The sequence below is a fragment of the Lacrimispora sphenoides genome, assembly GCF_900105215.1.
Taxonomy (GTDB): Bacteria; Bacillota; Clostridia; order Lachnospirales; family Lachnospiraceae; genus Lacrimispora; species Lacrimispora sphenoides_A.
In genome coordinates this window covers 3,484,102-3,509,816 of sequence record NZ_FOIP01000001.1, presented here as the reverse complement: position 1 = coordinate 3,509,816, position 25,715 = coordinate 3,484,102, and the positions used below count along the sequence as shown (strand labels likewise).

The 25,715-nt window shown below is 42.6% G+C and carries 21 protein-coding genes and 1 pseudogene; 7 read left to right on the top strand and 15 right to left on the bottom strand.

The genetic code is table 11. The features are described 5' to 3' along the window. Window positions 1-5 precede the first annotated feature (5 nt). From BMW45_RS16185 to BMW45_RS16170, 4 genes are all read right to left on the bottom strand, one after another. Window positions 6-680, bottom strand: a complete 675-nt coding sequence (locus tag BMW45_RS16185) for a response regulator (protein WP_092245730.1) — start codon at window positions 678-680, stop codon at window positions 6-8. After that, entirely contained in the window at window positions 652-2,280 is a 1,629-nt protein-coding gene (locus BMW45_RS16180) for an ATP-binding protein (protein ID WP_092245727.1), read from the bottom strand. Before BMW45_RS16180 ends, BMW45_RS16185 begins: the two co-directional genes overlap by 29 nt. 162 nt (window positions 2,281-2,442) lie before the next feature. Then, the gene (locus tag BMW45_RS16175; protein WP_025233906.1) at window positions 2,443-3,426 is read right to left on the bottom strand and encodes a 2-keto-3-deoxygluconate permease; all 984 of its coding nucleotides are present in this window, start codon (window positions 3,424-3,426) and stop codon (window positions 2,443-2,445) included. A 74-nt stretch (window positions 3,427-3,500) separates the two neighbouring features. Then, on the bottom strand, window positions 3,501-4,673 hold the full coding sequence (locus tag BMW45_RS16170) for an NAD(P)-dependent malic enzyme (protein WP_092245725.1): 1,173 nt from the start codon (window positions 4,671-4,673) through the stop codon (window positions 3,501-3,503). A gap of 346 nt (window positions 4,674-5,019) precedes the next feature. Between BMW45_RS16170 and BMW45_RS27925 the strand changes: the two genes are divergently transcribed. Beyond that, the gene (locus BMW45_RS27925) at window positions 5,020-5,169 is read left to right on the top strand and encodes a hypothetical protein (RefSeq protein WP_166429703.1); all 150 of its coding nucleotides are present in this window, start codon (window positions 5,020-5,022) and stop codon (window positions 5,167-5,169) included. Window positions 5,170-5,198: 29 nt separating this feature from the next. After that, window positions 5,199-5,438: a hypothetical protein gene (locus BMW45_RS16165; RefSeq protein WP_025233908.1), complete on the top strand. Its 240-nt coding sequence runs from the start codon at window positions 5,199-5,201 to the stop codon at window positions 5,436-5,438. Between the two features lie 196 nt (window positions 5,439-5,634). Here the strand turns inward: BMW45_RS16165 and BMW45_RS28525 are convergent, their stop codons facing one another. The 5 genes from BMW45_RS28525 to BMW45_RS16140 all read right to left on the bottom strand — a co-directional run bounded on the left by BMW45_RS28525 (window position 5,635) and on the right by BMW45_RS16140 (window position 17,807). Then, the gene (locus BMW45_RS28525; RefSeq protein WP_242883071.1) at window positions 5,635-5,808 is read right to left on the bottom strand and encodes an SDR family NAD(P)-dependent oxidoreductase; all 174 of its coding nucleotides are present in this window, start codon (window positions 5,806-5,808) and stop codon (window positions 5,635-5,637) included. A gap of 158 nt (window positions 5,809-5,966) precedes the next feature. Then, window positions 5,967-6,890, bottom strand: coding sequence for a metallophosphoesterase (locus tag BMW45_RS16155; protein ID WP_092245722.1), 924 nt, complete (start codon window positions 6,888-6,890; stop codon window positions 5,967-5,969). Between the two features lie 71 nt (window positions 6,891-6,961). Further along, window positions 6,962-9,394: a glycoside hydrolase family 94 protein gene (locus BMW45_RS16150; protein ID WP_092245719.1), complete on the bottom strand. Its 2,433-nt coding sequence runs from the start codon at window positions 9,392-9,394 to the stop codon at window positions 6,962-6,964. Between the two features lie 19 nt (window positions 9,395-9,413). After that, complete coding sequence (locus tag BMW45_RS16145) at window positions 9,414-15,539, bottom strand: glucoamylase family protein (RefSeq protein WP_092245716.1); 6,126 nt, start codon at window positions 15,537-15,539, stop codon at window positions 9,414-9,416. A gap of 372 nt (window positions 15,540-15,911) precedes the next feature. Then, a complete protein-coding gene (locus tag BMW45_RS16140) occupies window positions 15,912-17,807 on the bottom strand; it encodes a heavy metal translocating P-type ATPase (RefSeq protein WP_092245713.1) in 1,896 nt (631 codons plus the stop codon). 179 nt (window positions 17,808-17,986) lie between these two features. Between BMW45_RS16140 and BMW45_RS16135 the strand changes: the two genes are divergently transcribed. The 3 genes from BMW45_RS16135 (at window position 17,987) to BMW45_RS16125 (ending at window position 20,760) form a co-directional block, all read left to right on the top strand. After that, complete coding sequence (locus BMW45_RS16135; protein ID WP_025233913.1) at window positions 17,987-18,550, top strand: TetR/AcrR family transcriptional regulator; 564 nt, start codon at window positions 17,987-17,989, stop codon at window positions 18,548-18,550. Window positions 18,551-18,563: 13 nt separating this feature from the next. Then, a complete protein-coding gene (locus BMW45_RS16130) occupies window positions 18,564-19,493 on the top strand; it encodes a LysR family transcriptional regulator (RefSeq protein ID WP_025233914.1) in 930 nt (309 codons plus the stop codon). A 106-nt stretch (window positions 19,494-19,599) separates the two neighbouring features. Beyond that, window positions 19,600-20,760: a uroporphyrinogen decarboxylase/cobalamine-independent methonine synthase family protein gene (locus BMW45_RS16125; protein WP_092245710.1), complete on the top strand. Its 1,161-nt coding sequence runs from the start codon at window positions 19,600-19,602 to the stop codon at window positions 20,758-20,760. Window positions 20,761-20,845: 85 nt separating this feature from the next. Here the strand turns inward: BMW45_RS16125 and BMW45_RS16120 are convergent, their stop codons facing one another. The 6 genes from BMW45_RS16120 to BMW45_RS16095 form a co-directional block, all read right to left on the bottom strand. Continuing rightward, window positions 20,846-21,262: a RidA family protein gene (locus tag BMW45_RS16120; RefSeq protein ID WP_092245707.1), complete on the bottom strand. Its 417-nt coding sequence runs from the start codon at window positions 21,260-21,262 to the stop codon at window positions 20,846-20,848. Between the two features lie 63 nt (window positions 21,263-21,325). Beyond that, window positions 21,326-21,958, bottom strand: coding sequence for a type 1 glutamine amidotransferase family protein (locus BMW45_RS16115; protein ID WP_092245704.1), 633 nt, complete (start codon window positions 21,956-21,958; stop codon window positions 21,326-21,328). 123 nt (window positions 21,959-22,081) lie between these two features. After that, window positions 22,082-22,948 (bottom strand): DUF2785 domain-containing protein, encoded by an 867-nt coding sequence (locus tag BMW45_RS16110; RefSeq protein ID WP_166433378.1) that lies wholly within the window; start codon window positions 22,946-22,948, stop codon window positions 22,082-22,084. A gap of 41 nt (window positions 22,949-22,989) precedes the next feature. Then, a complete protein-coding gene (locus BMW45_RS16105) occupies window positions 22,990-24,159 on the bottom strand; it encodes a GGDEF domain-containing protein (protein ID WP_207649076.1) in 1,170 nt (389 codons plus the stop codon). A 138-nt stretch (window positions 24,160-24,297) separates the two neighbouring features. Then, window positions 24,298-24,843 carry a GNAT family N-acetyltransferase gene (locus BMW45_RS16100; protein WP_143057053.1) on the bottom strand — a complete coding sequence of 182 codons (546 nt, stop codon included), beginning with the start codon at window positions 24,841-24,843 and terminating at the stop codon, window positions 24,298-24,300. 10 nt (window positions 24,844-24,853) lie between these two features. Then, window positions 24,854-25,192: a winged helix-turn-helix transcriptional regulator gene (locus BMW45_RS16095; RefSeq protein WP_025233921.1), complete on the bottom strand. Its 339-nt coding sequence runs from the start codon at window positions 25,190-25,192 to the stop codon at window positions 24,854-24,856. Between the two features lie 177 nt (window positions 25,193-25,369). Between BMW45_RS16095 and BMW45_RS28845 the strand changes: the two genes are divergently transcribed. After that, window positions 25,370-25,552 carry a flavodoxin family protein gene (locus BMW45_RS28845; protein WP_330390765.1) on the top strand — a complete coding sequence of 61 codons (183 nt, stop codon included), beginning with the start codon at window positions 25,370-25,372 and terminating at the stop codon, window positions 25,550-25,552. A 31-nt stretch (window positions 25,553-25,583) separates the two neighbouring features. Next, window positions 25,584-25,679: pseudogene (locus BMW45_RS28995) on the top strand (NAD(P)H-dependent oxidoreductase); the annotation flags it as partial. Between the last annotated feature and the right edge of the window lie 36 nt (window positions 25,680-25,715).

Genomic DNA, 25,715 nt, shown 5'->3' with positions numbered 1-25,715 from the left:
CATTATTACATCTTTCTATATTTGTGCTGCGGTCTTCCAACCTTTCCGTATTCCACTAATTTATATATCTTTTCTTCCTTTTCCATAAGCTCCAGATATCTTCTTACCGTGACTCTTGCGATCTGCAGCATTTCTGCAAGATTTTCCGCTGTATAATACGCTTCTCTGCCCTGCTCAATTTTTTCCCAGATGGCATGATAGGTGTACTTATTAAAGCCCTTGGTAAAATCCGCTTCGCTCTGGGCAGCAATCTGGCCGGATAAGTACCGGTCCAGATCCTTCTGCTCAATCATTTCGCTGTTTTTAAAGCTGTCATACCGGTCCTTAAACTGCAGTAAGGCTTCCTTAAAGCGCTCAAAGCGAAAAGGCTTAATCAGATAATCTACCACCCCATACCGAAATGCCTCCTGGATTCGTTCTATGGATTTATCTGCTGTAATTAAAATGATATCTGCATTCATTTCCTGGCTTCGGATCCATTTTAAAAAATCCATTCCATTTTCATTGGGAAGATACACATCAAGCAGAATCAAATCCGGCTTTTTGGAAAGCATCGCCTTTTTTGCTTCCTCCAGATTTGATACCCCTTTGTATAGAATAAATCCTTCCACTCTTCTTAAAAACTTCGAGTTGATTTCCAGAACCATTGGATCATCTTCCACAATCATGACTCCAATCAAATTCTTCCCTCCTTTCCATAGGAATTGTAATATCCCATTGTGCTCCTTCTTCTGATGTTAAGTGAATTGATCCCCCGTATTCCTCAATGATCTTTTTCACAATGAACAATCCGCATCCACGCTGCCCCTCTTTGGTAGAAAAGCCCTGTTCAAATATCTTTTCGTGAAGCTCTGGAGGGATTCCTTTTCCATTATCCTTGATCCGGACCGTAAGAAACTGCTTCTCCTCAGCAATTTTGATATCGATCCTGCCAGTCCCGTCATTTTTCACTTCATCCAGTGAATTTTCGATCAGATTTCCGATGACCGAACCCAGATCCTGGGAATTCATGCCACAGGGCAGTTTGTTCAGTCTGGAGCTTTCATCTATGGTTAACTTAATTCTGCATTCCTCCGCTTTATTATACTTGGACAAAAGAAGAGCGGACACGGCTGAATCCTTGATATGATCCGTGAGAATGTGGCTCATTTCCGTTCTTATCCTGGCAACATCGGATATAAACTGCAGGGCTTCTTCATACTCCTCAAGCTGTATGAGACCGGCAATGGTATGAAGCTTATTCATAAATTCATGATTCTGTGCCCGTAAAGACCAGGCCAGTTTTTTTACTCCGGTCAGCTCCTCCGCCAGTTTGGTTATCTCTGTTTTGTCCCGGAAGCTGGCTATGACCCCGATCACCTGTCCCCGATTCATGATAGGAATCCGGTTGGTGACAATCAAAGTATCATGAAGCCTTTGTTCATCATCAAATTCTGCCTGTTTCGTGCTTAATATATTTGTCATACGGGTATTGGGGATTATCTCTTCAATACCGCGTCCAATTACCTGATCCTTCATTTCATCTTTATTAAATCCAAGAATCTGTAACGCCGAATCGTTCATCAATGTGATCCGGCCTTCCTGGTCAATGGCTACCAGACCTTCATGAATGGCATCCAGTATTCCCATCTTCTCATGATAAAGCTTTGCGATCTCATCGGGCTCTAATCCCAGCAGCATCTTTTTGATATGTTTCGCCAGAAGAAAGGCTCCCACGCTTCCTGCCGACAGCCCTCCAAAACCGATTAACATGATATAGAAAACAGCCACGTGCTTCGCCTTTTCGATCCGCGCAATCAGCGTACCGACAGAGACAAAACCGATCTCTTGATGGTGCTCATCATAAATCGGTGCAAAGGCACGCAGGGATTTCCCCATAGTTCCGGTTGCTTCGGATACATAAGTCTCTCCCAGGCGCACCACACGGTACTCATCTCCGCCCTCAAACGCTTTTCCGATCATTTGAGGATTGGGATGGGAATAACGGATTCCCTGGTTATCCGCCACTGTAATATAATCCACCAGCTCCAGATTCTTAAGCTGCATGTCAACATAAGAAGCAATTACCAGAGTATCCTTTTTTCCCAGCGCACCGATCACCTCGCTGGAATGTGCAACAAGCTCCGCCACGTTCATGACATTGGTCTTCGCTTCCTTTTCGATACTCCTGGTCATCCATGAAGCAACAAAAGAAATAATGATGGCAATTGAAACAAAAACAACTGCAATGACGAATAAACTCAGCATGGTCTGCAGCTTCATTGGTTTTTTTCTTTCCATAGCGCACAGTTGTCCTTTCTCCCTCTATTTTACCAAATAATCCGGCGGATCACAATGTCCTTTCTCTTACGCAAAAGAATACTCCCACGGGGCGCAAACATGTTATTTTCTAGTCTGCCTCCGTGGGAGCATCGTATTCGCTATTGGTTTCTTAAACCGTTTTTATCCAGCCGCCTCAGCCCTGTCATTATGTTTAACCGCATTCGACTGATTCTGTCTAAGCTTTTTAAATACAAAGGAAACAATAAACGGACAGATGATTGCCGATACCACGCAGGCTGCGGCTACTTGTGCAGTTGCTGCGGCTGCAACTACGGCAAGAGTCGGGTCGGCTGCTGCAACCGCCTCAGGCGTTGCCACCGCATTCCCTGCCGTAGAACCGGTCGCCAGGCCGATGATGGGTTCTTCTTTAAACAGCTTAAGGAGTATGTATGCCCCTATACCGGTAAATGATGCCACAATCCCAAGCAAAATACCAGGACCTCCTGCTTTTACGATTGTTTCCAGGTTCATTCCAGCTCCCAGAGGGAAGGAAAAGAACGGAATCAACAGTAATTTACTGCTGCCTAAGAAAGCTCTCATATCGGAATCCAGATTTCCCAAGATCATTCCGATGACAATGGGGATCATCACTGCCAGCAATGCTTTAAAAGGAACCTGTGCCAGACCAGAAGCTCCAAGTGCCACCAGGGTAAAGAACGGACCATCCTTAATTGACAGCAGAGCATACGCTCCCACATCAGTCTCATCCCCATACTGTGAGGCAAGTGAAGCATAAAGGCCTCCGTTGCAGTTGGTTAATCCCGCAAGAATGGCTAACGGGGAAAGTCCAAGCACACCGGCAGAGCCAAAGACCTTTCCGACGAAAATACCAAGTCCCGCTCCTACGATAAATTTACCTGTGATCAATAAAGCCCCCTTTTTTATTGCCTTTGGAGCCAGTTTAAAATGAATCTGTGAACCGATCAGAAACATAAAACATGCTAAAATCGGCGTGGACGCAGTTTTACTGAATAAGGCGGTGGTAAAGCCTCCCATTTCCAAAAACTGAGGGAAAAAGGTGTTGACCAGAACCCCTAAAAACAAGGGAACCACCATCATTCCTCCCGGAATTTTATCCAGTGTTTTTTTGATTGGAATCTGCATATTTCAATCCTCCTATTTTATAAAGCCTATTCTTATCTGCTTTGTGACTGCTGCAGGTAATTTGAATCCTTCTGTTATATTCTGGCTGCACCGCTCTCTCTTGCCGCCTTTTTTACTGCTTCCGCCACGTTTTCAGAAACCTTTTTATCCAATGCATTCGGAATGACGCATTCCTCATTTAACTCCTCATCGGAAACCATGGAAGCAATGGCATAGGCTGCCGCAAGCTTCATTTCCTCATTGATTTCCCTGGCCCTTACCTCCAATGCGCCTTTGAAGATTCCCGGAAAAGCAAGAACATTGTTTACCTGATTTGGGAAATCCGAACGGCCGGTTCCAATGACTCTGGCGCCTGCTTCTCTTGCCTTCTCCGGCATAATTTCAGGAGTGGGATTTGCCATGGCAAAGAGGATGGCATCCTGGTTCATGGAGCTTACCATTTCCCTGCTTACAATGTCAGGAGCAGAAACTCCGATAAACACATCTGCACCCTTTAATGCATCGCTTAAATCTCCTTTTAACTGATCCGGATTTGTTATTTTCGCCAGCGCCTGCTTGGCATAGTCAACACCTTCTATTCCCTGATAAAGAATGCCTACTTTATCACAGACAATCAGTTTTGAAACGCCGCAGGCAAGCAGTAGCTTAGCAATGGCGGTACCCGCTGCTCCTGCACCGTTTACCACAACTTTAATTTCTCTAATATCTTTGCCCACTACCTTTAACGCATTGATAATTCCTGCCAGCACCACAATAGCGGTTCCGTGCTGATCATCGTGGAACACGGGAATATCAAGCTCTTTTTTTAACCGTTCTTCTACCTCAAAGCACCTTGGTGCTGAAATATCCTCCAGATTGATGCCTCCAAATCCCGGTGCAATCCATTTAACTGCTGTTACAATTTCATCCGTATCTTTGGTATCCAGGCAAATCGGAATCGCATTGACATCCGCAAATTCTTTAAATAAAATCGCCTTTCCTTCCATAACCGGAAGACCTGCTTTTGGTCCGATGTCTCCAAGCCCAAGCACTGCGGTTCCGTCAGTTACGACTGCGACCAGATTTCCTTTCGAGGTATACTTATATACATCTTCCTCATTGGCATGAATTTTCCGGCATGGCTCCGCTACTCCAGGGGTATAAGCAAGGCTTAAGTCCTCTCTGGTAACTACAGGAACCTTAGATCTGATTTCGATTTTTCCTGCATGGCGTTCATGCAATTTTAAGCTCTCTTCAAAATAATTCATTATGAATCCCCTTCCCTTCCAACACTTCCTTTGGTTGTTTTTGCCACAAACCGAGGATAACACAAACGAATTATGATGAAAATATTATTAACATAAAGAAAACATATTGTTCATATTGTATAATTTGTTAAATATTAAACGCTTTTAATAGAGTTTTTATATACTCCAAACAATAGTTCACCCAACACACTTTCCTGCTACTGGAACAAACGCTGCTATGCATCAATGAGGCGCTGCTCCAGTCCTGGCTGTATCAGTAAGAATCAAGTCCGAATACAAAATCCGAAAGCGAATAATATCCTTTTACCTGTAGATAATAACCTTATTAATATTAAGGAGAATAATTATGGCAAAAGATTCACAACTTGACCCAAAATCAATCCGTAAGAAAAAAGCCAATGGTGGCCCTACCATGGCTGAGAGCGCATTAGATGGAGAAAGCCGAAATACTAAGAAGCAGTCCGGCAGCCGTCACAAACCCGGTAATGATAAATAATTAATTTTTTATGCAAAGGAGTAAATTGTATGAACCGTGATAAGCTCATATCCCAAGTAAAAGACGAATATGCACGAATAGCCTCGTCTGAATCCCAGCAGCATTTCCACCAGACCACAACCGAAATAACACCGGAAGCGTACTATGAAAACTTGCTGGGCAAAGCCATTAGTGAAATTAACAGAGGCACCTTTGATAATTTCAAATCAGGGGAAGAGATCGTAAATGCAATTGCAAATGACAAGTCATGGCTTTCTGATTGGAAGTAACTTTAGTCTGCAAATGAAAACCGCAGTCCTTTTTAAAGGATTGCGGTTTTCATTAAATTTCAGTATAAGTACTTTCGTTTGTAAAGATCCTTTCTCTCAGTCAGCGTTATAATGCCAGTTCCAATCTCCATGATAAATCATCCGTTTATTCATTCCCCCATCCACGGTGATGGTCTCCCCTGTAATAAAATCTTGTTCACATAAAAACAACACCAAAGTAAAACAGATTTGGATTTTCTTCTGCAAATTCAGCAGATCTCTTTTCATCTATATCAAGAAAGCACACTTGATCGCCCGCCTCAATAAAGTCCAGGCATATCTGTTTTCCTATCCCATGTGAGCCACCGGTAACAACAATTCCTCTATTCATGATATCCTCCTTTTTATAACAACATATTGATGATAAAGACAATATAACATTAGAGTTATCATTAATGTCAAGAGATTCTTTAGTTCTGGAAAAACCCCTGAACGGTAATCAAAGCAAGTGTTCCGGCCTTTACGACAGTTTAGGGGTTCAACTCCATTTTAGTTATTATAATGAGTTGAAAAAGGATTATTTTTATAATCATATTTTTCAAGGGCTACCGGTCCTCTAACTACTGTCCTGTGAACACGCAATTCTCCTTTTTCATTGGCAGCAATTCTCCAGTCAACCATTTGTATCATGCCATTTATAATCTCAATCCCATTAATCCCACGGGTACGTGTGCAGCAGCCAGTATTAAAGTATGGAAGGTCATCTTCTTTCGGAAACTTTGGTCTGTGAGTATGTCCACAGATCAGCATCATTTTATTTTTTTCTATCCATCTGTCATAAACCTTCTCAACTTTATGTCTTTTAAATAAATTACGGGCCGGGCTGGTTGGATTGCCGAATCCAACGATATGCAGATACCTCCAAAAGTATCGAAGTAATAACATGGAAAAAAGCCATAGCTGATCATTCATAATGTCACCCTGATGCCCATGAAGCACAAAAATCTTCTGTTTGGTTTTCTTGTGTTTAAGAATGATTGCCTCCTTCGGCTTCAGTCCCCTGTATAAGTCCACTCGCATTTGATTGTATTCATCATAATATTGATAATAATTTTCTCTGATAAATAGCTTTGACTTTAAATAAATATTATGATTCCCATATAACATGATAAAGCGGCCTTCATCATAAAACTTTTTGATTACTGTAAAAACATCGCTGTGGGCTAAACGGATAACACTAAAATTCTTGTATTCCCAAAGCTCATCTCCATCTCCAACTTCTATATATTCATATCCTTCTTTATAATAGTAATTTAATGCATGCAAAAAAACATTCTGATTTCTGGTAAATTCATCTGAGATGCTGTCATCCCCTCTGTGGATATCACTAAAAAATATATATTTTGAATTATCATCAAAATACACAACATCAGCATTTTTATATGCATGATTCAATCGTCTGTCAGTCTTCATGTTACCTCCTTTCCGATTTCCCATTCCTGTTGCTTTGGGAATCTGTCTCCCAGGAACAGCAAAACAAGGTACTATACGATAACCAGATGCTTTTCTCCGTCATCCACAAGCAAAACCCTATTCCCTTTTATGAGCTTGTCATCTACAGTGATTGCTTCCGTTGTCAGCGTTCCCTTGCTTCTGCTTTCGACTCTGATTTCATAGATAGACCTGCCATACTTATACTCAATGGAAAAATCGCCGAAGCTTGCCGGCGTGGCCGGATCAATGACCAGTTCATTTACCTCTTTCCGAATGCCAAGAAACCAGCTTAATAATCCCTGGTACATCCAGCCTGCGGATCCGGTATACCAGCTCCATCCGCCTCTTCCGGTATAAGGAGGGCTTAAGGAGATATCCGCCGTCATGACATAAGGCTCCTTCTCGTACCTGAGCACATCCTTCCTGGTTTGCGTCACGTGAATCGGATTAAGTATGGTGAACAGAGTTTGTGCCATGTGATAGTCACGGAGCATTGACGTGGCAATCGCCAGCCAAACCGCCGCATGGGTATACTGGCCTCCGTTTTCCCGCATACCTGGGATGTAATTTTTGATATAACCTGGGTTTTTGCTTGTTTTATTAAAGGGCGGCGTCAAAAGCAGGGAAATAGCCTCTTCCTCTCTTAGGAGATAACGCCATGCCGACTGCATTGCCGTTTTTGCCCGATCCTCTTTTGCTCCCTTTGATATCACGCTCCAGGACTGACTGATGGAATCGATCCGGCACTCATCATTTTCCTTGGATCCCAGCTTCGAGCCGTCGTCGTAAAAGGCACGAAGATACCACTCCCCATCCCAGGTGTGTTCTTCGATGCTTTGAAGCAGGCCTTCCCGTTTCTGCTCCAGTTCCCGGCCGTAAGCCTCATCATTCTCCTGACTGCACAAAGGAATGAAATCCCCCAGCACCGTATAGAAAAACCATGCCAGCCAGACACTCTCTCCCTTTCCCTCTATTCCTACCTCATTCATACCGTCATTCCAGTCGCCGCCCCCCATGAGAGGAAGTCCATGCTCTCCGAAGTTTGTCCGGCCGATGGCTTTTTTGCAATGTTCATAAACACTTTCAAAGCTTTGGGATATATCCGGGGTAAACATCATATCGTGCTCCCCCTCCTTAAGCAACGGACCCTTGATATAAGGGACCTGCTCTTTTAAAATTGTAGTATCTCCGGTACTTCGGATATAAGCAGCGGTGCAATAAGGCAGCCACAGCAAATCATCGGTGATTCTCGTTCTCACACCGATCCCCATAGGAGGATGCCACCAGTGCTGGACATCGCCCTCTTCAAACTGCCTGCTGCAGGCAATAAGAATTTGCCTGCGCAAAATACTGGAATCCGCAAAGAGAAGGGAAAGGGTATCCTGCAGCTGGTCCCGGTATCCATAGGCTCCTCCACACTGATAAAAGCCTGCTCTTGCCTGAATGCGGCAGGATACCGTCTGATAAAGCAGCCAGCCATTCACCAGGATGTCCACTGCCCTGTCCTTTGTTTTGACTTTAACCGTCCCTAATAAACCGTCCCAATAGGTTCTCACCCTTTCAAGCTCCTTTTCAGAAGCGGCGGTTTCCCTGTACTTATTTCTGATTTTGTATATCTCTTCAAGGCTGGTGCTCTGCCCCAGGCCAAACAACACTGTCTTGCTCTCTTGCGGCTGTAATGCAACGGATACCTGAATAGCTCCGCAGGGATCATAGCATACCCCCGTATTGCAGGATAGCTTGACCTCCGCTCCCCGCGGCTCCCGGACACTGCCCTTTTGCCCCAGAAACTCCTTCCTGTCCCCGGTATAACCGATGATGGTTTCACTGGAAAACAGGTAGGAATAGGTGTTTTGAAAGTTCATGGTATAAATGTTCTTTGAATATAAACATTCATGCTCATTGTTATAGGAGGTCAGTATATAGGGATTGGTTTGCTCTCCCTGGGTTCCCAAAACCCATTCCACATAATAGGTCAGGCTTAAATATTTCACTTTATCCGAGCGGTTGGTAAGCGTAAGGCTCCATAGCTTTAATGACTCATCCAAAGGAGTAAAAACAGTCAGCTCCTGATTAATAAGAGCTTCCTCATGAAGGAACCTGCTGTATCCAAAGCCATGCCTTACCCGGTAAGTGCCCCGGTCAGACCTTCCTAAGGACATGGGAGTCATTACCTCACCGGATATTTCATCCAGAATATAGATTGCCTCAGAGGCTCTGTCACTGACTGGGTCATTGGACCATGGAGTCAGCTTATTCTCCCTGCTGTTGATACTCCAGGTAAATCCGGCACCAGACTCCGATATCTGGAATCCAAAGTTTTTATTTGAGACAACATTAATCCAGGGTGCCGGCGGCCGGTTATTACCCTCCAGCAGAATTTCATATTCCCTGCCTTCACAGGCAAATGCCCCGAAGCCGTTAAAAAATTCATAATTCTCTGTTTCTTTCTCCTGTGTTATAGGTGCATATGCTGTGTCCAAAACCCTTCCTCCTTAAAGCCTAATATTCTTCAAGCAATTCATACTGTTGTTCTTTGCCATTGGTAAAATAGATCCCAGTTTTCTCTGAAAATACGACCCGTGCTACCGTATACAGCAAATCAAGCTCCGCCGGTTTCATCTCATACGTATGCAGCGTAAAGAAGCTTGGCTTCTCGCTTCTGGAATCATAGATTCGAAGAGAGCTTGTCATATCGTTGATTAATTCATCCACCTCCTGATGATACCCATGCTTGGAATCAATCAGGATAATTAAATCCACCATAACACGGTTAATTCTTAAATATTCGTAAGCCTTTAATGCATCCTTTACGATTCTTTCCTCTTTCATGGAGCGGACCATTAAAAGCAGAATGGGGTTATCCCCTGACACACCGAATTTCCACAGGAAGCTTTGATTCATAAAGTTCCGCCTTATATTTTCAGCCGGCCCCCGGTAAATGCCCGAAGGATAGAAGACAGGGCTGATTAAGTCCTGAAAAGCGTTTAACTGGGCTCTGGTAATCTCCAGATACTTTAACTCCAGGTTCGTTTGAAGCCGGAATTTTTCCAGGATATCATCGATCCGGTAGCTTACATTTAATTCCCCTGCGATTTTTATTGCTTCCTCTTTACTTCCGCACACTCCGGTAATAAATGAAATGCAGGCGGTTTCACCTGCCCCTATGCAGATCTGTGCCCGCAGGCTCATGATTGGGTCATTGCAAAAGCCTGAATTATTTAAAAAGGCAATGCTATTAACCACTGAATCTGGATTTTCCAGGGTGTTGTTTCTTCCGATAAAGCGTTTTCTATCATTTTCATATTCCAGTTTTTTGCATAGCTTTGTTCCGGTTCTAACCATGTGCATCATATAAGAATTATCATCATCATCATTATCCTTCCGCCGTCTTTTTGCCAGAAAGATGTCCTGCTCTTCCAGGTACTCACTCTCCAGGAAAAGTTTATTGAATGCAGGATGGCTTATTTCTGCCAGATGGGTATCATCCACCACCTCTAAATAGCTGGTCACCTCCAAGTGTTTTTCCTCATTCCCGTGATTGGTGAAGATGACTTTACGTATCTCATAGTTTTGGTCCGCATTTAAGCTGACAATCATGTGCGATGAGATATCTCCATCCCTGCGTTTAAATTCGGCCTGGTGCGGGCTGAAAATTACCTGGTAAGCATCCGGTGTCTTTCTGGTCGGATGATAAGCGGCACTCCAGACCTTCCCCCGCTTCATATCTTTGATATAGATATAATTACCTGTATTCGCATAAATATCCGACCGGAAACGGTAAAGCATCCGGTCTTCATATTTACTGAAGCCATCCCCATCGGTGGTTATCATCAGTGAATAATTACCATTTGATAAATAATTCACAACCGGCGGATTCATGCCGGTACGGTTGACATACCGGTTGCTGTAAATGTCTTCTTTAAAAAGAGGCTTTCCGATCTTTATGGTATATCCCTGCTTTGCAATGGAAATCAAATAGGACTGACGTTTTTCTTCCAGCAGAACTTCTGTGGCTTTTATCATCATCTCCCCGTGAAACCTCTCCCGAAGGATTCCCCCATTCAGGTAATTATTAATTGCAGCCAGATTCATCCCCTGATGATGGGCCATATAGGATTTTACAATGCAATAAGGGGTCAGTTCCACAGAATTCGGCACATTAAAATCTACGGATTCATAGAAACCGTAAGTGCCGTAAGCGCCTAATTCCTTCAGACGTTTTAAGTTTTCCATACACTCTTCTTCTGCAATATCCAGTGCCAGCATCGTCGCATAGGGAGCAACCACCATGGAATTCTTACGGACCGGCTGAAGCCTTATCTTCGGAACACCGAAGGCTTTGTACTGGTAATTCGAGTTTAAATCGAACCGGTAATACTGGGATTCCGATATTCCCCAGGGTATTTCCGCCTCTTTTGCATACTTCATATGCTGGAGCACCGCCGCCCTGGAAGTCTGTGCATAGACGGAGTCTTCATATTCTTTGAATACGAGATTTGGCATCAGATATTCAAACATCGTACCGCTCCAGGACACAAAGCAGGGAATGCCTCCCACAATGGTCAGCGGTCTTCCCAGTTTATTCCAATGCTTTAACGGCACTTCTCCCATGGCTATGGCAAGAAGGCTTGTAAGCGCCGATTCAGACGCCATAAGGTCATAGCAGCCTTCATCTAGCGTGTGGGAGGAAACATGATACCCGATGTGGAACAGCATTCTCTTTTCGTTAAATAGAAAACGGAAATCTACATTTGTTAAAATGCCGTCTATTTTATTGCTGAGCGCTCTGATCCGTTCTATCATGCTATCCGCAAATTTATTGTCCTCCGATGTAATAATGCGAAGGGAAGGATAAGAAAAATAGGTCTTCTCCTTCAGTTTTAAAGCTTCAGCTTCTTTTACAGTGCTGTCAATGAGATTCATTAACTGTCTGGTCCAGGGGTAGTCTTCCGGCGATGAAAGCTCCCTATGGTTTAAATCTTCCCTGATTTGCGCAATATCGTCTATCAGCTCCCCTATCCTTTGATACCTTGGTTTCAGTTCATGTCCGGCAGGGCTGCCTTTTCTTATCCGAAGTTCTCCATTGCAGTTATGAACCGCAATCCTGAGCTCGGACAGAAAATTCTCCGGATATACCGGCCTGTCTATCTGTTCCAGAAGTCCATTTTTCAGCGCCACCAGATGACCCAGGAAATTGCCGCTGTCAACGGTTGATATATAGGCAGGGTTTAATACCTCCAGGGTCCCGATATGATACCAGTTATAAAGATGCCCATTAAATTTGGGCATTTTCTGAATCGTTTCCATCAGATTTTCCACCACTTCAACCGTAGAGCTTAACGTTTCGAAACCAAAATCCCTGGCTGACAGGATTGCCAGAAACTGAAGTCCCATATTGGTCGGCGATGTTTTATCGCTGACTTTTTCCACCATTGAAATCTGGTAATTATCCGGACAGAGCCAGTTATTTTCCTTCGTGGAAAGCTCCTTAAAAAACTGCCAGGTTCTGCGTGCAGTATCCAGGAGCAGTTCATTGTTCTGTGCTATATTCTTAAGTTGAAGCTTTTTATCCGGCTGACTGATCCCGTAGGCGATTTGGGAGGCAAAGCACCAGTCGGCAATTACGATTGCTGTCAAAATCATTCCGGCCGGGTTTAAATGTCCCATAAATAAGATTATTAAAAGGGCAGCCGCCGGAAGAAGAGAACTCCACATAGTGATAAAATATCCCCTTCTGGTATTGACTATGGAGGCGTCCACTGCTTCCGCCGTATTCCAGCGAAGCAGATTTTTTTTGCTGATAAAGATCCGGTACATGGTTCTGATCATTGCATCCGTTGCGACATAAGCTCGGTAAGGAGTAATTGTAAACTCCAGGAGTGCCCGATAAAGCATTGCAGCAAGTTCTCTAAAAAAGCATTTATAAACAAGGGCAAGTTTTGGACGTATCAGCTTCTGGGTGATAACTGCAAGCAAAAGAATCACCAGAGTAAATATATCATTAAAGAATACAATGGGTAACCAAAGATAATATGCCTTAGGCATCCATGCCAGATTAAACAATACAAATAACGTCTTACTTAAAGGAACCATGCTTCTTCTTAAGTTGTCAAAGATCTTCCATTTTGACAGCGCACATAAGTTTTTACCATCCTGGGTTTTTCTTAAAAACAGCCAGGGCAGCAGCTGCCAGTCCCCGCGCAGCCATCGGTGTTCCCTTTTGGTAAAGGATAAAACACTGGTTGGAAAATTGTCCATAATCTTGACTGTACTGGAAAAAGCCGTCCTTGCATAGCAGCTCTCAAAAAGGTCATGACTGAGAATCCTGTTTTCCGGTACCTTGTTCTGAAGCACCTTGTGAAAGGCCTCCCGATCGTAGATGCCCTTTCCGGTATAGATTCCCTTATTAAAAATATCCTGGTAAATATCTGATATTACGGTTCCGTAATGAGCCAGGCCCGATTCCCCACCGAAGATTTTCGCAAACCTGCTGCCGTTCTTATCCACAATATGGTTTCTTACTGAAGGTTGAATGATGACATAGCCTTCTTCTACCTTTTGGCCTGCCGGGTCAAGAATCGGCTTATTTAAAGGATGATCAATCAGACCGACCAGTTTTGCGGCATTGTCACGAAGCAGATTGGTATCCGCATCCAGCGTGATTACATACCGGAAGGTGGAAAGGAGCTTTTCGTCGCAGTAAATAGAGGAAAAGGTGGTATTCTCCTTTTCTTCTCCATTTAAAAGGTTATTAAACTCTTCCAGCTTTCCTCTTTTACGCTCCCAGCCCATATAACAGTTCTCCGCTTTATTCCATTTGCGGCAGCGGAAGAATAAGGAAAAGCGCTGCTGTTCCGACGGATAGAGCTCATTTAACTCCTTCATACGTGCAGCAAGGGCGTTCTCAATCACCTTGTCATTTTCCATGAACTCGTCCGGGGAATCCGCAAAATCAAGCAGCAATGCAAAGTAAAGATTGGACTGACTGTTTGCCAGATAATGCTTTTGAAGACGTTCCATGTACCCCAGGCCCTGTTCCTTAGAGGAGACAATAACCGGCATAACCACAAAAGTTTTTGCATCCTCTGGTATTTCCTCCAGATAGTTCAGAGAAGGAATCTTCTTTACTTTAATTCTTCTAGTAAAAATAAAATTTGTAAGCTCTATGGAAATACCCATTAACAGCGGCATTACCGATAAAAAGAGAATGACTAGCCGGCTGATATTCCTAAGCCCCCCAAGGTTCCAAAAGGCATAAAGCAGACAGGCACAAAGTATCGGAATAATAAGGAACATGGTTAGGAAATAAAGGAAGCCGCTTACATTCATCCTTTTTTTAATATTTTGAGGAATCGGCTTTCCTAACGCCTTTGCTTTTAAAATCGGATACCCCTTACCCAAAAGATAGGAACCCACATGATGGGAACAATGCAGGTCCTCTCTGCCCTGAACCGCCAGCTCCAGACAGTCTCCCGCTATCTTTTCCTCCAACAGCCGGTAACGGTGCGATAATATAACGATTACCCCACGGTACATGCCCCTGGATTCCAAATCCATCTTTGGATATACCCCATCCGGATCCTGTGATAAAATCTGCTCCAAATAGGAATATTCCTCAAAGAACTTTTCTTCATCAACTTCATTGATATCCCTCAGGCTGACAATCAAGGTCCGGATATTTGTCTCAAGAAATGATTCAATCTTTCCTTCCTCCATGAATATGCCGGAGGTCTTTACCTGTCTCTCCAGGGAAGAAAAGTGATGTTCCAGGTATTTTTGAATGGAAGCCTCATCAAAAGACAGGTTCTTCAGCAGGTGTATTACATGGGCATGGAAAGAGTAATTAAGCCTTAAGTTATCCTCTGTTTTGCAAAGCAGCGCGGATATATCGGCCGGTCCCTTTTTATCTGCCAGCTTATCACGGAGAAACTTTTCTGCCTTTGATTTCACATCAATCATATGAAGAATTTCTTCCGCAATTACAATGATTTCTTCAAGTATACAAAAAGCCAGCACTTCCGGCAAAACCCAGATTTCCTTGTCTGTAAGGGGGATCTTCTGCTGATAAGCCTTTAACATCACAGAAATGTTTTCTTCACTTAAGTGCCCGCCGGAAAGAGCCACCATTTTTTTTGCCACAACATAGATACGGGGGAAGTTCCGGTATTCCTTTCCCTCCAGAACCGGCAAAACGGCATAGCTGGTTCCTGATGTACGGACCTTTTTAATTTCCCGGTACAGCATCTGGAAATTGTCAAAGAGCCAGCGTGCTGCCGGTATCAGGGAAATGATATCCGTAGATACGGCAGAGATGCTGTCTCTTATTTTATTCAGTTTTTTATAAGCAGCCTGATTATAATCATTAAGAACAAAGCTGCGTCCCACCAGCCTGACCTGGCCATGACCTTCTGCAAGAACAAGCATCTGCTTCTCCCACTCGCTTGGGTCAAGTTTATTTTCTTCTCCCTGGAAGCAGTCCGGGAAATGCACGTTCTTACTAAAATGATAACGCCGGTAATACAAAATGAATAGTACAAGGCAGATCGACGCAGCCAGCAGCAATAGAATATTCAGCAGAAACGGTGAATTTATATAAAACTTAATTTTTTCCAAAAAGCTCTGCAATTGAAGCTCCTCCTTATTTAAGAAATCCTTCCGGCATAACAAATCTTTTTACAGATAGTTTGTCTGTTTTTCTATAAAAAATAGCGCAGTATTATATTGTAGCACTTTTTATGTTTTTTTATTAATTTCCTGTCAGATTTATAAAATTTAAACGAACTCCGTGTTCCTTTGGATACGTAAATGAGTTGATAATCAATAAATAATGGAAAAGAAAGAGCATCCCCATACATGAAAGGATGCTCTTTCCTCTATTTATTTATAAATTTTATTTTTCAAATCGCCATAGAAGTCCGTACCTGGTTGATGGATTTTTCCTGAATCCTATGATGCATCCAAAGAATTTTGCACTCATAACGCCACAATTATTCCGCATTACGTAAACTTCCGGTCATAGAGCAGCGCCGCATTCAGTACCACCAGTACAGAACCAGCATTATGTACCAATGCACCGGTGACCGGATTTAGTACGCCTGTTATCGATAAAAGTATGGCGGCAAAATTAATTGCCATTGACACAGTAATGTTGAATTTTATGGTGTGAACCGTGGAATTGGACAGCTTTTTCAAATATGGAATCATTGAAATATCGTCTCTTGTCAAAGTAATGTCCGCCGCTTCGATAGCGATATCACTTCCCATACTCCCCATAGCCACTCCTACATCTGCGAGTTTAAGCGCAGGTGCGTCATTGACACCATCCCCGATCATGCACACCCTTTTCCCTTGTTTTTTAAGCTCTGCGATATTACTGACCTTATCCTCAGGAAGCAGCCCGGCTTTTACCGTCGTAATGCCGGTCTTCTCAGCAAAATATCCTGCCGCTTGAATATGGTCTCCAGTCAGAAGCACAACCTGGGTATTCATGCCATGGAGTTCCTTTACCACACCATAAGCGGTATCCCGCAGCGTATCGGAAAGGGTAATCGCTCCGATCAATGACCTTTCTCTTGCTACAAGTATCATCGCTTTTCCCTGTGCACGATACTTCTCTAATTTGATGGACACCAATTCATCCACAAGTATCTGCTTTTCTTTTAAAAAGCTTACGGTTCCGCATAGCAGGGTCTGTCCGTTGACCGTTGCCGAGATGCCTTTACCCGGCAGCATCTGAAAATTCTCTGCAGGTTCTATTGTCATCTGCAATTCTTTCGCATGAGAGATAATCGCTTTGGCCAAGGGATGTTCTGAATAGGCTTCTGCAGAGGCCGTCAGTCTTAAAAGCTGTTCTTCCCCTACTTCTTCTTTCAAAGGAACCACATCTGCGACCACCAGATTGCCGCTGGTCAGTGTCCCGGTTTTATCAAAGGCAATGCAGTCCACTTTTCCCATGTTTTCCAATGTTTCACCGGATTTAATGATAACTCCGTGCTTTGTTGCCTGTCCGATGGCCGCCATAATAGAGGTGGGGGTGGCCAGAGCCAATGCACATGGACAGAAAACCACAAGGACGGTAACGGCGCGGTTTAAGGCTTCCATGATTTCATATCCAAGGGCCCATGTGATACCAAATGCAGCCACAGAAATCCCTAATGCCACCGGCACAAGCCAGGTTGCCCATTGATCCGCAATACGCTGCATAGGTGCTTTTTTATTTTCAGCTTCCTGAACCATTCGGATCAGTTTTTGCAGGGAAGAATCCTCATTCGCCCTGGCAGTAACAACCTCAATCGAGCCGTAACGGTTGATGGTTCCGCAGAAAACCTGATCTCCTACACTTTTATCCACCGGGAGTGATTCTCTGGTTATGACTGATTGGTCGATTGAAGTGTTACCTTCCGTTATTTCGCCGTCTACGGGGATCGTTTCCCCAGGCAGTATCCGAAGAATATCGCCCGGCAGGATCTGTTCCAGGGGGATTGTTTCTTCCCGGCTTCCAGATGCATCAGTAAGAATTCTTCTTCCCATCATGGGGGTAAGACTGATTAACTGCTTTAATCCTCTTTTTGATCGTTCGACCGTCTTTTCCTCTAAAATTGCACCAATTGCCATGATAAAGGCAACCTCACCGGCAGCAAAGAACTCACCGATGGCAACTGAGGCAGCCATCGCAATAGAGATCAGCAATGCGGAAGAGATCCATTTTTCATATACCAATCGGGTGACTGCAAGATAAATAAGCGGGTATCCGGATAAAAGAATAGTTATACATGCCGGATTTAAAGGGACCTCCTTCCCCGTTAGCAGCAGTATCAGGCTGAGCACCAGAAACGCACCGGAAATAATCGTCATAGTAAGACCAGCGAATAAGTCGCTTATTTTTTTCAACATGATCTGTCCTCCAAAATTATCCCTTGATTCTTTCATCATTTTTCAGTACAATAAGTTCGTAACAGAACATATTGTTCTTTAAATAGTATAACAATGGCATTTAAGCGATACAAGAAACGATTTTTTCAAAATGTACGATACCGAACAAATCTGCAAAATTGTTCAAAATGGAGAGGTATATGGACAGACGACAAAGAAAAACCAGGGAAGCTATTTTCGATGCATTCAGCAAACTGCTGATTCATAACAGCTATTCGCAAATCACCGTACAGGAAATCATTGATGAGGCCAACGTAGGCCGGACAACCTTTTATGCCCATTTTCCAACAAAGGACGATCTTTTGCGGGAAATGTGTGCCGAACTGTTTGAGCATGTTTTCTCTCATAAGCCAGAAGCAGAACCGACTCATGACTTTTCAATGGCAACCGGCGATCCAAAGGCGATAGTGACCCATATTCTATACCACTTAAGAGAGCATGGGCGGACGATGATTATCCTTTTGACCTGTGAAAACGGGGAACTGTTCCAGCGTTACTTTCATCAATACTTCCATGAGCTTGTTACGCTGCACATATTTAGCGGAAGCACCCGTAAGAATACCATTGTACCGGAAGACTTTCTCATCGATCATATATCAGGGAGCTTTGTTAATCTGGTGCGGTGGTGGCTGAAAAATCATATGAAGCAGCCGCCGGAGGAAATCGCAGACTACTTTTGGGCTGTAATACAGCCGGTTGTGTAAGGGAGAAAAAAAGATGACATTACAACAGTTAAAATATTTTATTGAAGTGGCAAACTGCGGTTCCATCAACAAAGCCGCCGAACGATTGTTTATTGCCCAGCCAAGCCTTTCAAATGCTCTTCGCGAATTAGAAACAGAAATCGGACACGAACTTCTCACCCGGACTCCCAGAGGCATATCTTTAACCACTGACGGAGCTGAGTTTCTGGGCTACGCCCGGCAGGTCGTGGAACAAGCGAGTCTCTTAGAACAACGGTGGCTGAATAAGAAACCGTCACGGCGGCTGTGCTCCATATCCACCCAGCACTATGCCTTTGCTGTGAATGCATTTGTCAATATGGTAAAAAAAACCGATGCAGAAGAATATGAGTACACACTGCGGGAAGCAAGGACTTTTGAGATTGTGGAGGATGTGAAAAACCTGCGAAGCGAACTCGGTATCCTATACATGAACAATTTTAACCGCCAGGTGTTAGAAAAGCTGCTGCGGGAAAACAATCTGACGTTTCATCCGCTGTTTGCCGCTGTTCCTCATGTTTTTATAAGCACCTCCAATCCCCTTGCCAGGAAAAAATATGTGACTCTTGAAGACCTGGCTGATTACCCCCGATTGTCGTTTGAGCAGGGGGATTACAACTCCTTTTATTTCTCAGAAGAAATACTCAGCACGGAATACGCCAGGAAAGATATTCATGTCGGTGACAGAGCCACTATTTTTAACCTTATGATAGGGCTTAACGGCTATACAATTTCTACAGGAATTGTGAGCGCAGACTTAAACGGGGATAATATCACGGCAGTGCCTCTTCGCGTCAACGATTCGATAGAGGTTGGCTGGATTTCCCACAAAGATATTCAGTTGTCACGGCAGGCGGCAATGTACCTTGAGGAATTGAAAGCAGTTGTGGCCGAATATGGCGTTGATATTAAAAATGAGTTATAGCCTGGAGCTATAACTTGACATATTTTTTTCATGTTACCAATAAGTCCTCCCTGGATGGTACAATCAGTTTACTAAATTGATGTACCTGATAAAGGAGGATTTTTCTATGAGCAAAAAATTCCAGACAGTAGGCAGTCTGCTGCGCCCGGCAGCTTTGCTGAAATACAAGAACCAGATAGAGAAGCAGGATGATATTACCTACCCGTTCTACAACGATTTTGAAGGCTATAAGCAGTGTGAAGCAGAGTCTACGAAAGATGTCGTCGCAAAACAAATCGAACATGGATTAACAGTCATTACCGATGGCGAGTATTCCAAGTCCATGTGGCATCTGGACTTTGTTTGGGGATTTCACGGCGTCAGCCGTTACATTGCGGAACACGGCTACTTTTTCCGTGACAAAGATGATATCCGTAAATACGAAACCCGCCGGGACATCGGTCTTAAAATCACGGAACCGCTATGCGGCAGGAATCACCATTTCATCAAAGTCTTTGAGCAGCTTAAATCCATTGCCGGAGATAAGGAAACAAAGCTTTGCATCCCATCCCCATCCCATATCTTTGGAGAACTGTTATGGTCAGATAACATCGGCGGAAATGGCTCTGTTTACAATAACCCGCAGGAGCTGAAAGCAGGACTGACCCAGGCGTACATAGAATTTGTAGAGGAATACGCTTCTGCCGGCGGAAAAATCCTGCAGTTAGATGACTGTCTTTGGGAGCTTTTTGCAGACGATAATCCCAATTCCCCCTACACGGGCGAACACATCAACCAGGATGAAGTTAAGGCACTTGCGGCTGAATTTATCGAAATCAATAATACAGTGATTGATTTCGGCCACAGCCTGGGGCTTGCTATGTGGACCCACAACTGCCGCGGCAACTACGATTCACGGAATATGGGCGGCGGATCCTATGCAAAGATTGCCAATCTGTTTTTAAAACAGTTAAAATATGACCGCTTTTTCCTGGAATGGGATGACGACCGTGCGGGATCCCTAGAGGCGCTAAAAGTTTTTCAGGATAGGCCGGATACCGAGATTGTTCTGGGCTTATTGTCATCAAAAACCAATACGCTGGATGACGAAGCCCGTGTGATCCGGTTGCTTAACGAGGCATCTGAAATCATCCCAAAAGACCGCCTGCTCCTCTCTCACCAGTGCGGATTTGCTTCCTGTGACGGCGGCAACGAGCTGACGGAAGAAGAACAGTGGGCAAAAATTGATCAGGGGCAGAGAATCGCACTGTCATACTGGGGAGAATGAGTTTGTTCAGCTTAATAAGCATGACAAATACCGGCAGGAAAACCTGCCGGTATTTAGTATTCTGATTCCCTGAATCCCAGCCATTTTAGTCTTTATCCTCAATGACAGCAATTCCGTCCACTTCAAGTAAGCACCCTGGACGCCCGACTCCTGAAACAAATAAAACAGTGACTAACGGCGGATTATCTGATAAACCAGCCATTTCCTGAAACGCTTTGTAGCCAACTTGCGGGTCGCATCCATTTTGTAAATAAATATTGAGTTTAATCAGATTGGCAAAGCTTGCATGTTCAGAAGCTAATATGGCTGCAATATTATGAAGCACCTGCTTTGTCTGTAATTCCAAATCACCGGCCCCTACAAGCTCTCCTTTTGAATTAGTCGCATTTTGTCCGCCTATATAAATTGTTTTTGCCTTACCGCTTACGGTAATCGCCTGACTAAATGCTTTTGATACGAATAAACCCTCCGGATTCTTATAGTCCACTTTAAATTCGCTCATAATTTCTTCTCCTTTCAATAAACCAGATCTTATCACTCCATTGAAACCTTAACGCTTATCCCCTCATGATTGAATTGAATCCATCAACTCATAGAAATATTCCGCTTTATGTGTCTTATAAAGATGATACCAGGAATCTAATGTTTTTGCAGAAAATACATCCAGAGCTTTCAGGATATGGAGGGAAAATTCCAGGGGAGCTATTCCGGAAGCAGTTATCAAGTTCCCGTCAGCTACGGCAGGTTCCTGCTTATAGTACTGTTCCCCCTCATAGCCTGGGCAGATCATCTTAAGATATCCCAGATCATTGCTCGTATGCCGGCTGGAATCCAGCAATCCTTTCCGGGCAAGACCTATTGTAGCTCCGCAAATAGCTGCCACAATAATACCTCCCTTTAAAAACTGCTCTGCCATAGATAAAATGGGATCGTGAACCTGTTCTGTCCATGTATTTCCGCCAGGTAAAATCAAGGCGTCTGCGTTTTCCATGGTACACTCATGAAGTTCTATATCCGGTAATATGCTCAGGCCTCCCATTGTTATAACAGGAGTCTTACTAGTTCCGACCGTAACGATTTTTGATGGGGCTAAGCCTTTCTTATAATATCTTCCGGAATTCAGTTCCGCAGTTAAATAACCTATTTCCCAATCAGCCATTGTATCAAAAACATAAAGATATACAACGTTTTTATTCATACACACATCCTCCATTTTTTTATTTTCCAAGCGCGGATCAAACAATTGGCCGCGAGAGAAAACGATGTTATCTTTATAATAAAACAACTTCACTGACAACTACTGTCAGTGAAGCTGTTAAAATTAATTTTCTATTAATTCCCGATCTATTTTATGGAAACGGTTTAATTTTTCTTCTGCATGGAATAGTACATTTATAAAATCCAATGTACTGTCGTAATGCATTGTTTTGAAATACAGGCACCTTATGAAGTTCTTTGAATTGACTCTTGCAATATACTGCATCCGGTTATTCTGCCAGCCCGCACATTCACTTAGCTCTTCGATCCAATTGATAATCCCTTGGTTTGATATCAGATTCCCTTTCATGATTCTAAAAACAACACGGCAGATACGCTCGTCTTCTTCTGTATGAAAAATATAGGTTCCATTATGCAAGATTTTCTTAAAGGCATTTAAAATTTCTTTCATTATATCCTCGCTGCATTCACGGCATTGTACCAACTCATCCATTACATCTGCGCCATGCGCTGCTGCATGTGCCCATTCTGATTTCTGAACATATCCCCTTAAGTCCTTTTCCGAAGTGTAGTATTCTATCACTTTGTTCTTGATATCAATAAACTCATCAATACTTAACAATGCCTTTTTTCTATGCCTATTTAAAACCAGAACTATGACCAGCGCTGAAAACGTCCTGGTAAAAACGCTGTCATTTCCGTCGCTGCCTATTTGATAAAATAGATGTTCCTTATCCATAAGGATGGTAAGAATATATTTAAGCTGCTCTTCGTTGAAAAATTCCTTCTCTTCTATCCACTCACTGAAGGTATTATATATTAACTCATCACGAAACTCGGAATCCGTATCACCGATATGGTCAAGCATCTGCAATACATAATCCCACGGATCCTGCTCTCCTGCTACCATATATTGATTTTCCTGGATCTTTCTTAATTCTAATATAAGTTGTTCTCTTGTATTGTTCAATCGCTCTACTCCTTTAGCATTAATCCCCCATGATCCATAAATCATGATTTAACTACTTCAATCCGATTCCGTCCATTCCTTTTTGCCGCATACAAAGCATCATCATTTATTTTATACAGTGTGTTTATAGAAGTGTGTTCATCTGGAATAACGGTGACGATTCCTATACTTATCGTATATTTTATAATATAATCTCTGCCAACGTTGACAGAAGCTTTCTCTGCAATCCTTCTTAATCTTTCTGCAACTTCTAAAGCCTCCTTTTCATTCGTTCCAGGAAGCAGTACTGTAAACTCTTCGCCGCCAATTCTGCCAAACAGATCATAATCCCGTAATTGATTTTTTATTTTCACTGCAAAATCTTTTAGTACCATATCTCCTGCAAAATGGCCATAAACATCATTGATTTTTTTAAAATTATCCAGATCAATAAGAAAGAATGATATAGGCTCCTTTCTTCTTGAGAATAAGGAGATGTTCTCTTTTGCCCGCAGTAAAAATGCTCTTCGGTTGAATATATCCGTCAGTTCGTCATATGTAGCAACCTTAGTCAATTCCAAATCCGACTTTTCCTTTGCCATAAGGATAAAACCAATATTCCCGATCAGCATAATCAGATATAAGCAAATGAAAAACAAAACATTGTAAATATTATTCGACATCAAAGACACGGATTCACTTAATCTGATTCCCATAAAAGCTCTTAGAATAAGCAAAATAAATCCTGTTAAATAAATGAAAGCGACTGTCTTTTGTAAAACCGATGAATTTTTATCCTTTAAAAACACATAAATCGGGAAGCACCAAAGTATAATCATACTGACGGACATAATTGAAATCCGCACACCCTCCGCATATTGCAGCAATAAGGCCAGATGGATCACCGCAATCGAAATGACGGAAGCAATGACATATACCCGTTTTATCAATCTGTTACAGCGTTTCTTTATAATCAAGAACGCAATAATCTGCGTGGTCTGAGCAATAATTAAAAAGGAATTACCAAAGGATACTGAAATAGATAGATTGATAACGTCCCTTAACCCAAGAAGAACCCATGCAAAGGTATCAAACAGTCTTGCAAATAAAAAGATATATAAAGAAGAATCCTTTTTATGTTGGATCATGTAGGCGATACCTAAAATTCCAGAAAAAAGATGTCCTATCACAATTGTAAATATAAGAGTTTTGATGCTGAAGTCTAAACTCATTTTATTGCTCCCCACCTTCATGTTGAAATTCCAAGCTGAAATTATAAACAATTAACCTTCTCAAGCAAGCCGGACCTAAAGCCTACTGAACTATTACCATTATAATCTATAAATACTGAGCGTTACAGCTTCCACATGTCATGAGATTCTGCCTGAATTACTCTCCCCATCATATACCTTCATCATTAAAAATTCGTCTATCTCTTTACGATAAAGGCTTGGAATTGTTGCCAGGTACTTATATCCTGATTTCTCATAAAAAATCTTTGCATCTGGATTGTAATCACCAACCAATAAGAATATTTTATCTCTGCTTTTAAAAAGTATATTTTCTATAAACTCCAGTAATTTCTTTCCTATCCCTTTTCCCCTGTATTCCTCTTTAATAGCAATGAGATGCAGGTAATGAAATGCGTGAAAGGCACCTTCTGGAATAAAATATGCAAATCCGGCGCATTCACCGCTGCACAGAACCACATACAAAGTTCCTCTATGTATACCTTCCATTACTGCATTCGCTCTGCTCTCTTCCGATTGAAAATAAGCCGTACACATTGATGAATGTTCCATCGCTTTTATACAACTATCTAAATATTCTTCCGTTCCTTTTCTAAATTGTATGTCCACACTCGCCCCTCCCCAGATATCTGAAACTATTTCATCGTTCTTATTGAAATCAACCAAATGTTCCTTGTTACGTCGTTCGGTTGGTATTCCCCCAATTACACATGATATCAAGAATCGGAATCAGGGATTTACCCCGTTCGGTTAAGCTGTATTCAACCTTAGGCGGAATTTGCGGATATTCCTCCCGATGGACAAGCCCGTCTGCTTCTAATTCTTTCAGCATTGTACTCAAAGTCTTATATGATATCGTTTTGATATATTTTCTCATTTCATTATATCTTACTACTTCAAACTCCTTCAAACAATACAATATTACCATTTTATATTTTCCGTTGATCAGAGATAAGGTATAGCTAAATCCTGTATTCTCTAAATCTTCAGCTTTTGAAATACACGAAAAACTCATTTACACTCTCCTTTTTGTAAGTACTACACCTTAATACCAGTATTGAACATTTATGTGCGTACTTGAATAATAGCTAGTTTACAATATAATTAAAGCAGACATACTGGTTGGTGTCAACATTCTTTGTAATAAACACCGCCCGGTTTTGTCATCAATCTAAGCAGAAAGGTAGATTATATGAAAAAAAGCAAAAAAATCGTTATACTTACCGGAAGTCCTCGAAAAACCGGCAATAGCATTGCTATGGCGGAAGCATTTACCAAGGAGGCAGAAAAGAAAGGGCACAGTGTCACACGCTTTGATGCAGCTGATATGACTATTAAGGGATGTACCGCTTGCGAAACCTGTTTTAACAGGTAAGGCTTGCAGTTTTGATGACGATTTTAATAAAATAGCTCCTGAGCTTTTAGAAGCTGATGTAATTGTTTTTGCCACACCTCTGTATTGGTATTCATACCCGGCAAAATTAAAAGCCGTAATTGACAAATTTTATGCATTTTTAGTAGGCAAGAGAGGGGTCGGC

Bases quoted from the DNA above. Each gene is read 5' to 3' on its own strand.
- BMW45_RS16165 (WP_025233908.1), top strand. From the start codon at position 5,199: ATGAACCGTGATAAGCTCATATCCCAAGTAAAAGACGAATATGCACGA.
- BMW45_RS16175 (WP_025233906.1), bottom strand. From the start codon at position 3,426: ATGCAGATTCCAATCAAAAAAACACTGGATAAAATTCCGGGAGGAATG.
- BMW45_RS16095 (WP_025233921.1), bottom strand. From the start codon at position 25,192: ATGAGTTTTTCGTGTATTTCAAAAGCTGAAGATTTAGAGAATACAGGA.
- BMW45_RS16125 (WP_092245710.1), top strand. From the start codon at position 19,600: ATGAGCAAAAAATTCCAGACAGTAGGCAGTCTGCTGCGCCCGGCAGCT.
- BMW45_RS16155 (WP_092245722.1), bottom strand. From the start codon at position 6,890: ATGAAGACTGACAGACGATTGAATCATGCATATAAAAATGCTGATGTT.
- BMW45_RS16120 (WP_092245707.1), bottom strand. From the start codon at position 21,262: ATGAGCGAATTTAAAGTGGACTATAAGAATCCGGAGGGTTTATTCGTA.
- BMW45_RS16180 (WP_092245727.1), bottom strand. From the start codon at position 2,280: ATGGAAAGAAAAAAACCAATGAAGCTGCAGACCATGCTGAGTTTATTC.
- BMW45_RS16135 (WP_025233913.1), top strand. From the start codon at position 17,987: ATGGACAGACGACAAAGAAAAACCAGGGAAGCTATTTTCGATGCATTC.
- BMW45_RS16115 (WP_092245704.1), bottom strand. From the start codon at position 21,958: ATGAATAAAAACGTTGTATATCTTTATGTTTTTGATACAATGGCTGAT.
- BMW45_RS16170 (WP_092245725.1), bottom strand. From the start codon at position 4,673: ATGAATTATTTTGAAGAGAGCTTAAAATTGCATGAACGCCATGCAGGA.
- BMW45_RS16130 (WP_025233914.1), top strand. From the start codon at position 18,564: ATGACATTACAACAGTTAAAATATTTTATTGAAGTGGCAAACTGCGGT.
- BMW45_RS28525 (WP_242883071.1), bottom strand. From the start codon at position 5,808: ATGAATAGAGGAATTGTTGTTACCGGTGGCTCACATGGGATAGGAAAA.
- BMW45_RS16105 (WP_207649076.1), bottom strand. From the start codon at position 24,159: ATGAGTTTAGACTTCAGCATCAAAACTCTTATATTTACAATTGTGATA.
- BMW45_RS16140 (WP_092245713.1), bottom strand. From the start codon at position 17,807: ATGTTGAAAAAAATAAGCGACTTATTCGCTGGTCTTACTATGACGATT.
- BMW45_RS28845 (WP_330390765.1), top strand. From the start codon at position 25,370: ATGAAAAAAAGCAAAAAAATCGTTATACTTACCGGAAGTCCTCGAAAA.
- BMW45_RS27925 (WP_166429703.1), top strand. From the start codon at position 5,020: ATGGCAAAAGATTCACAACTTGACCCAAAATCAATCCGTAAGAAAAAA.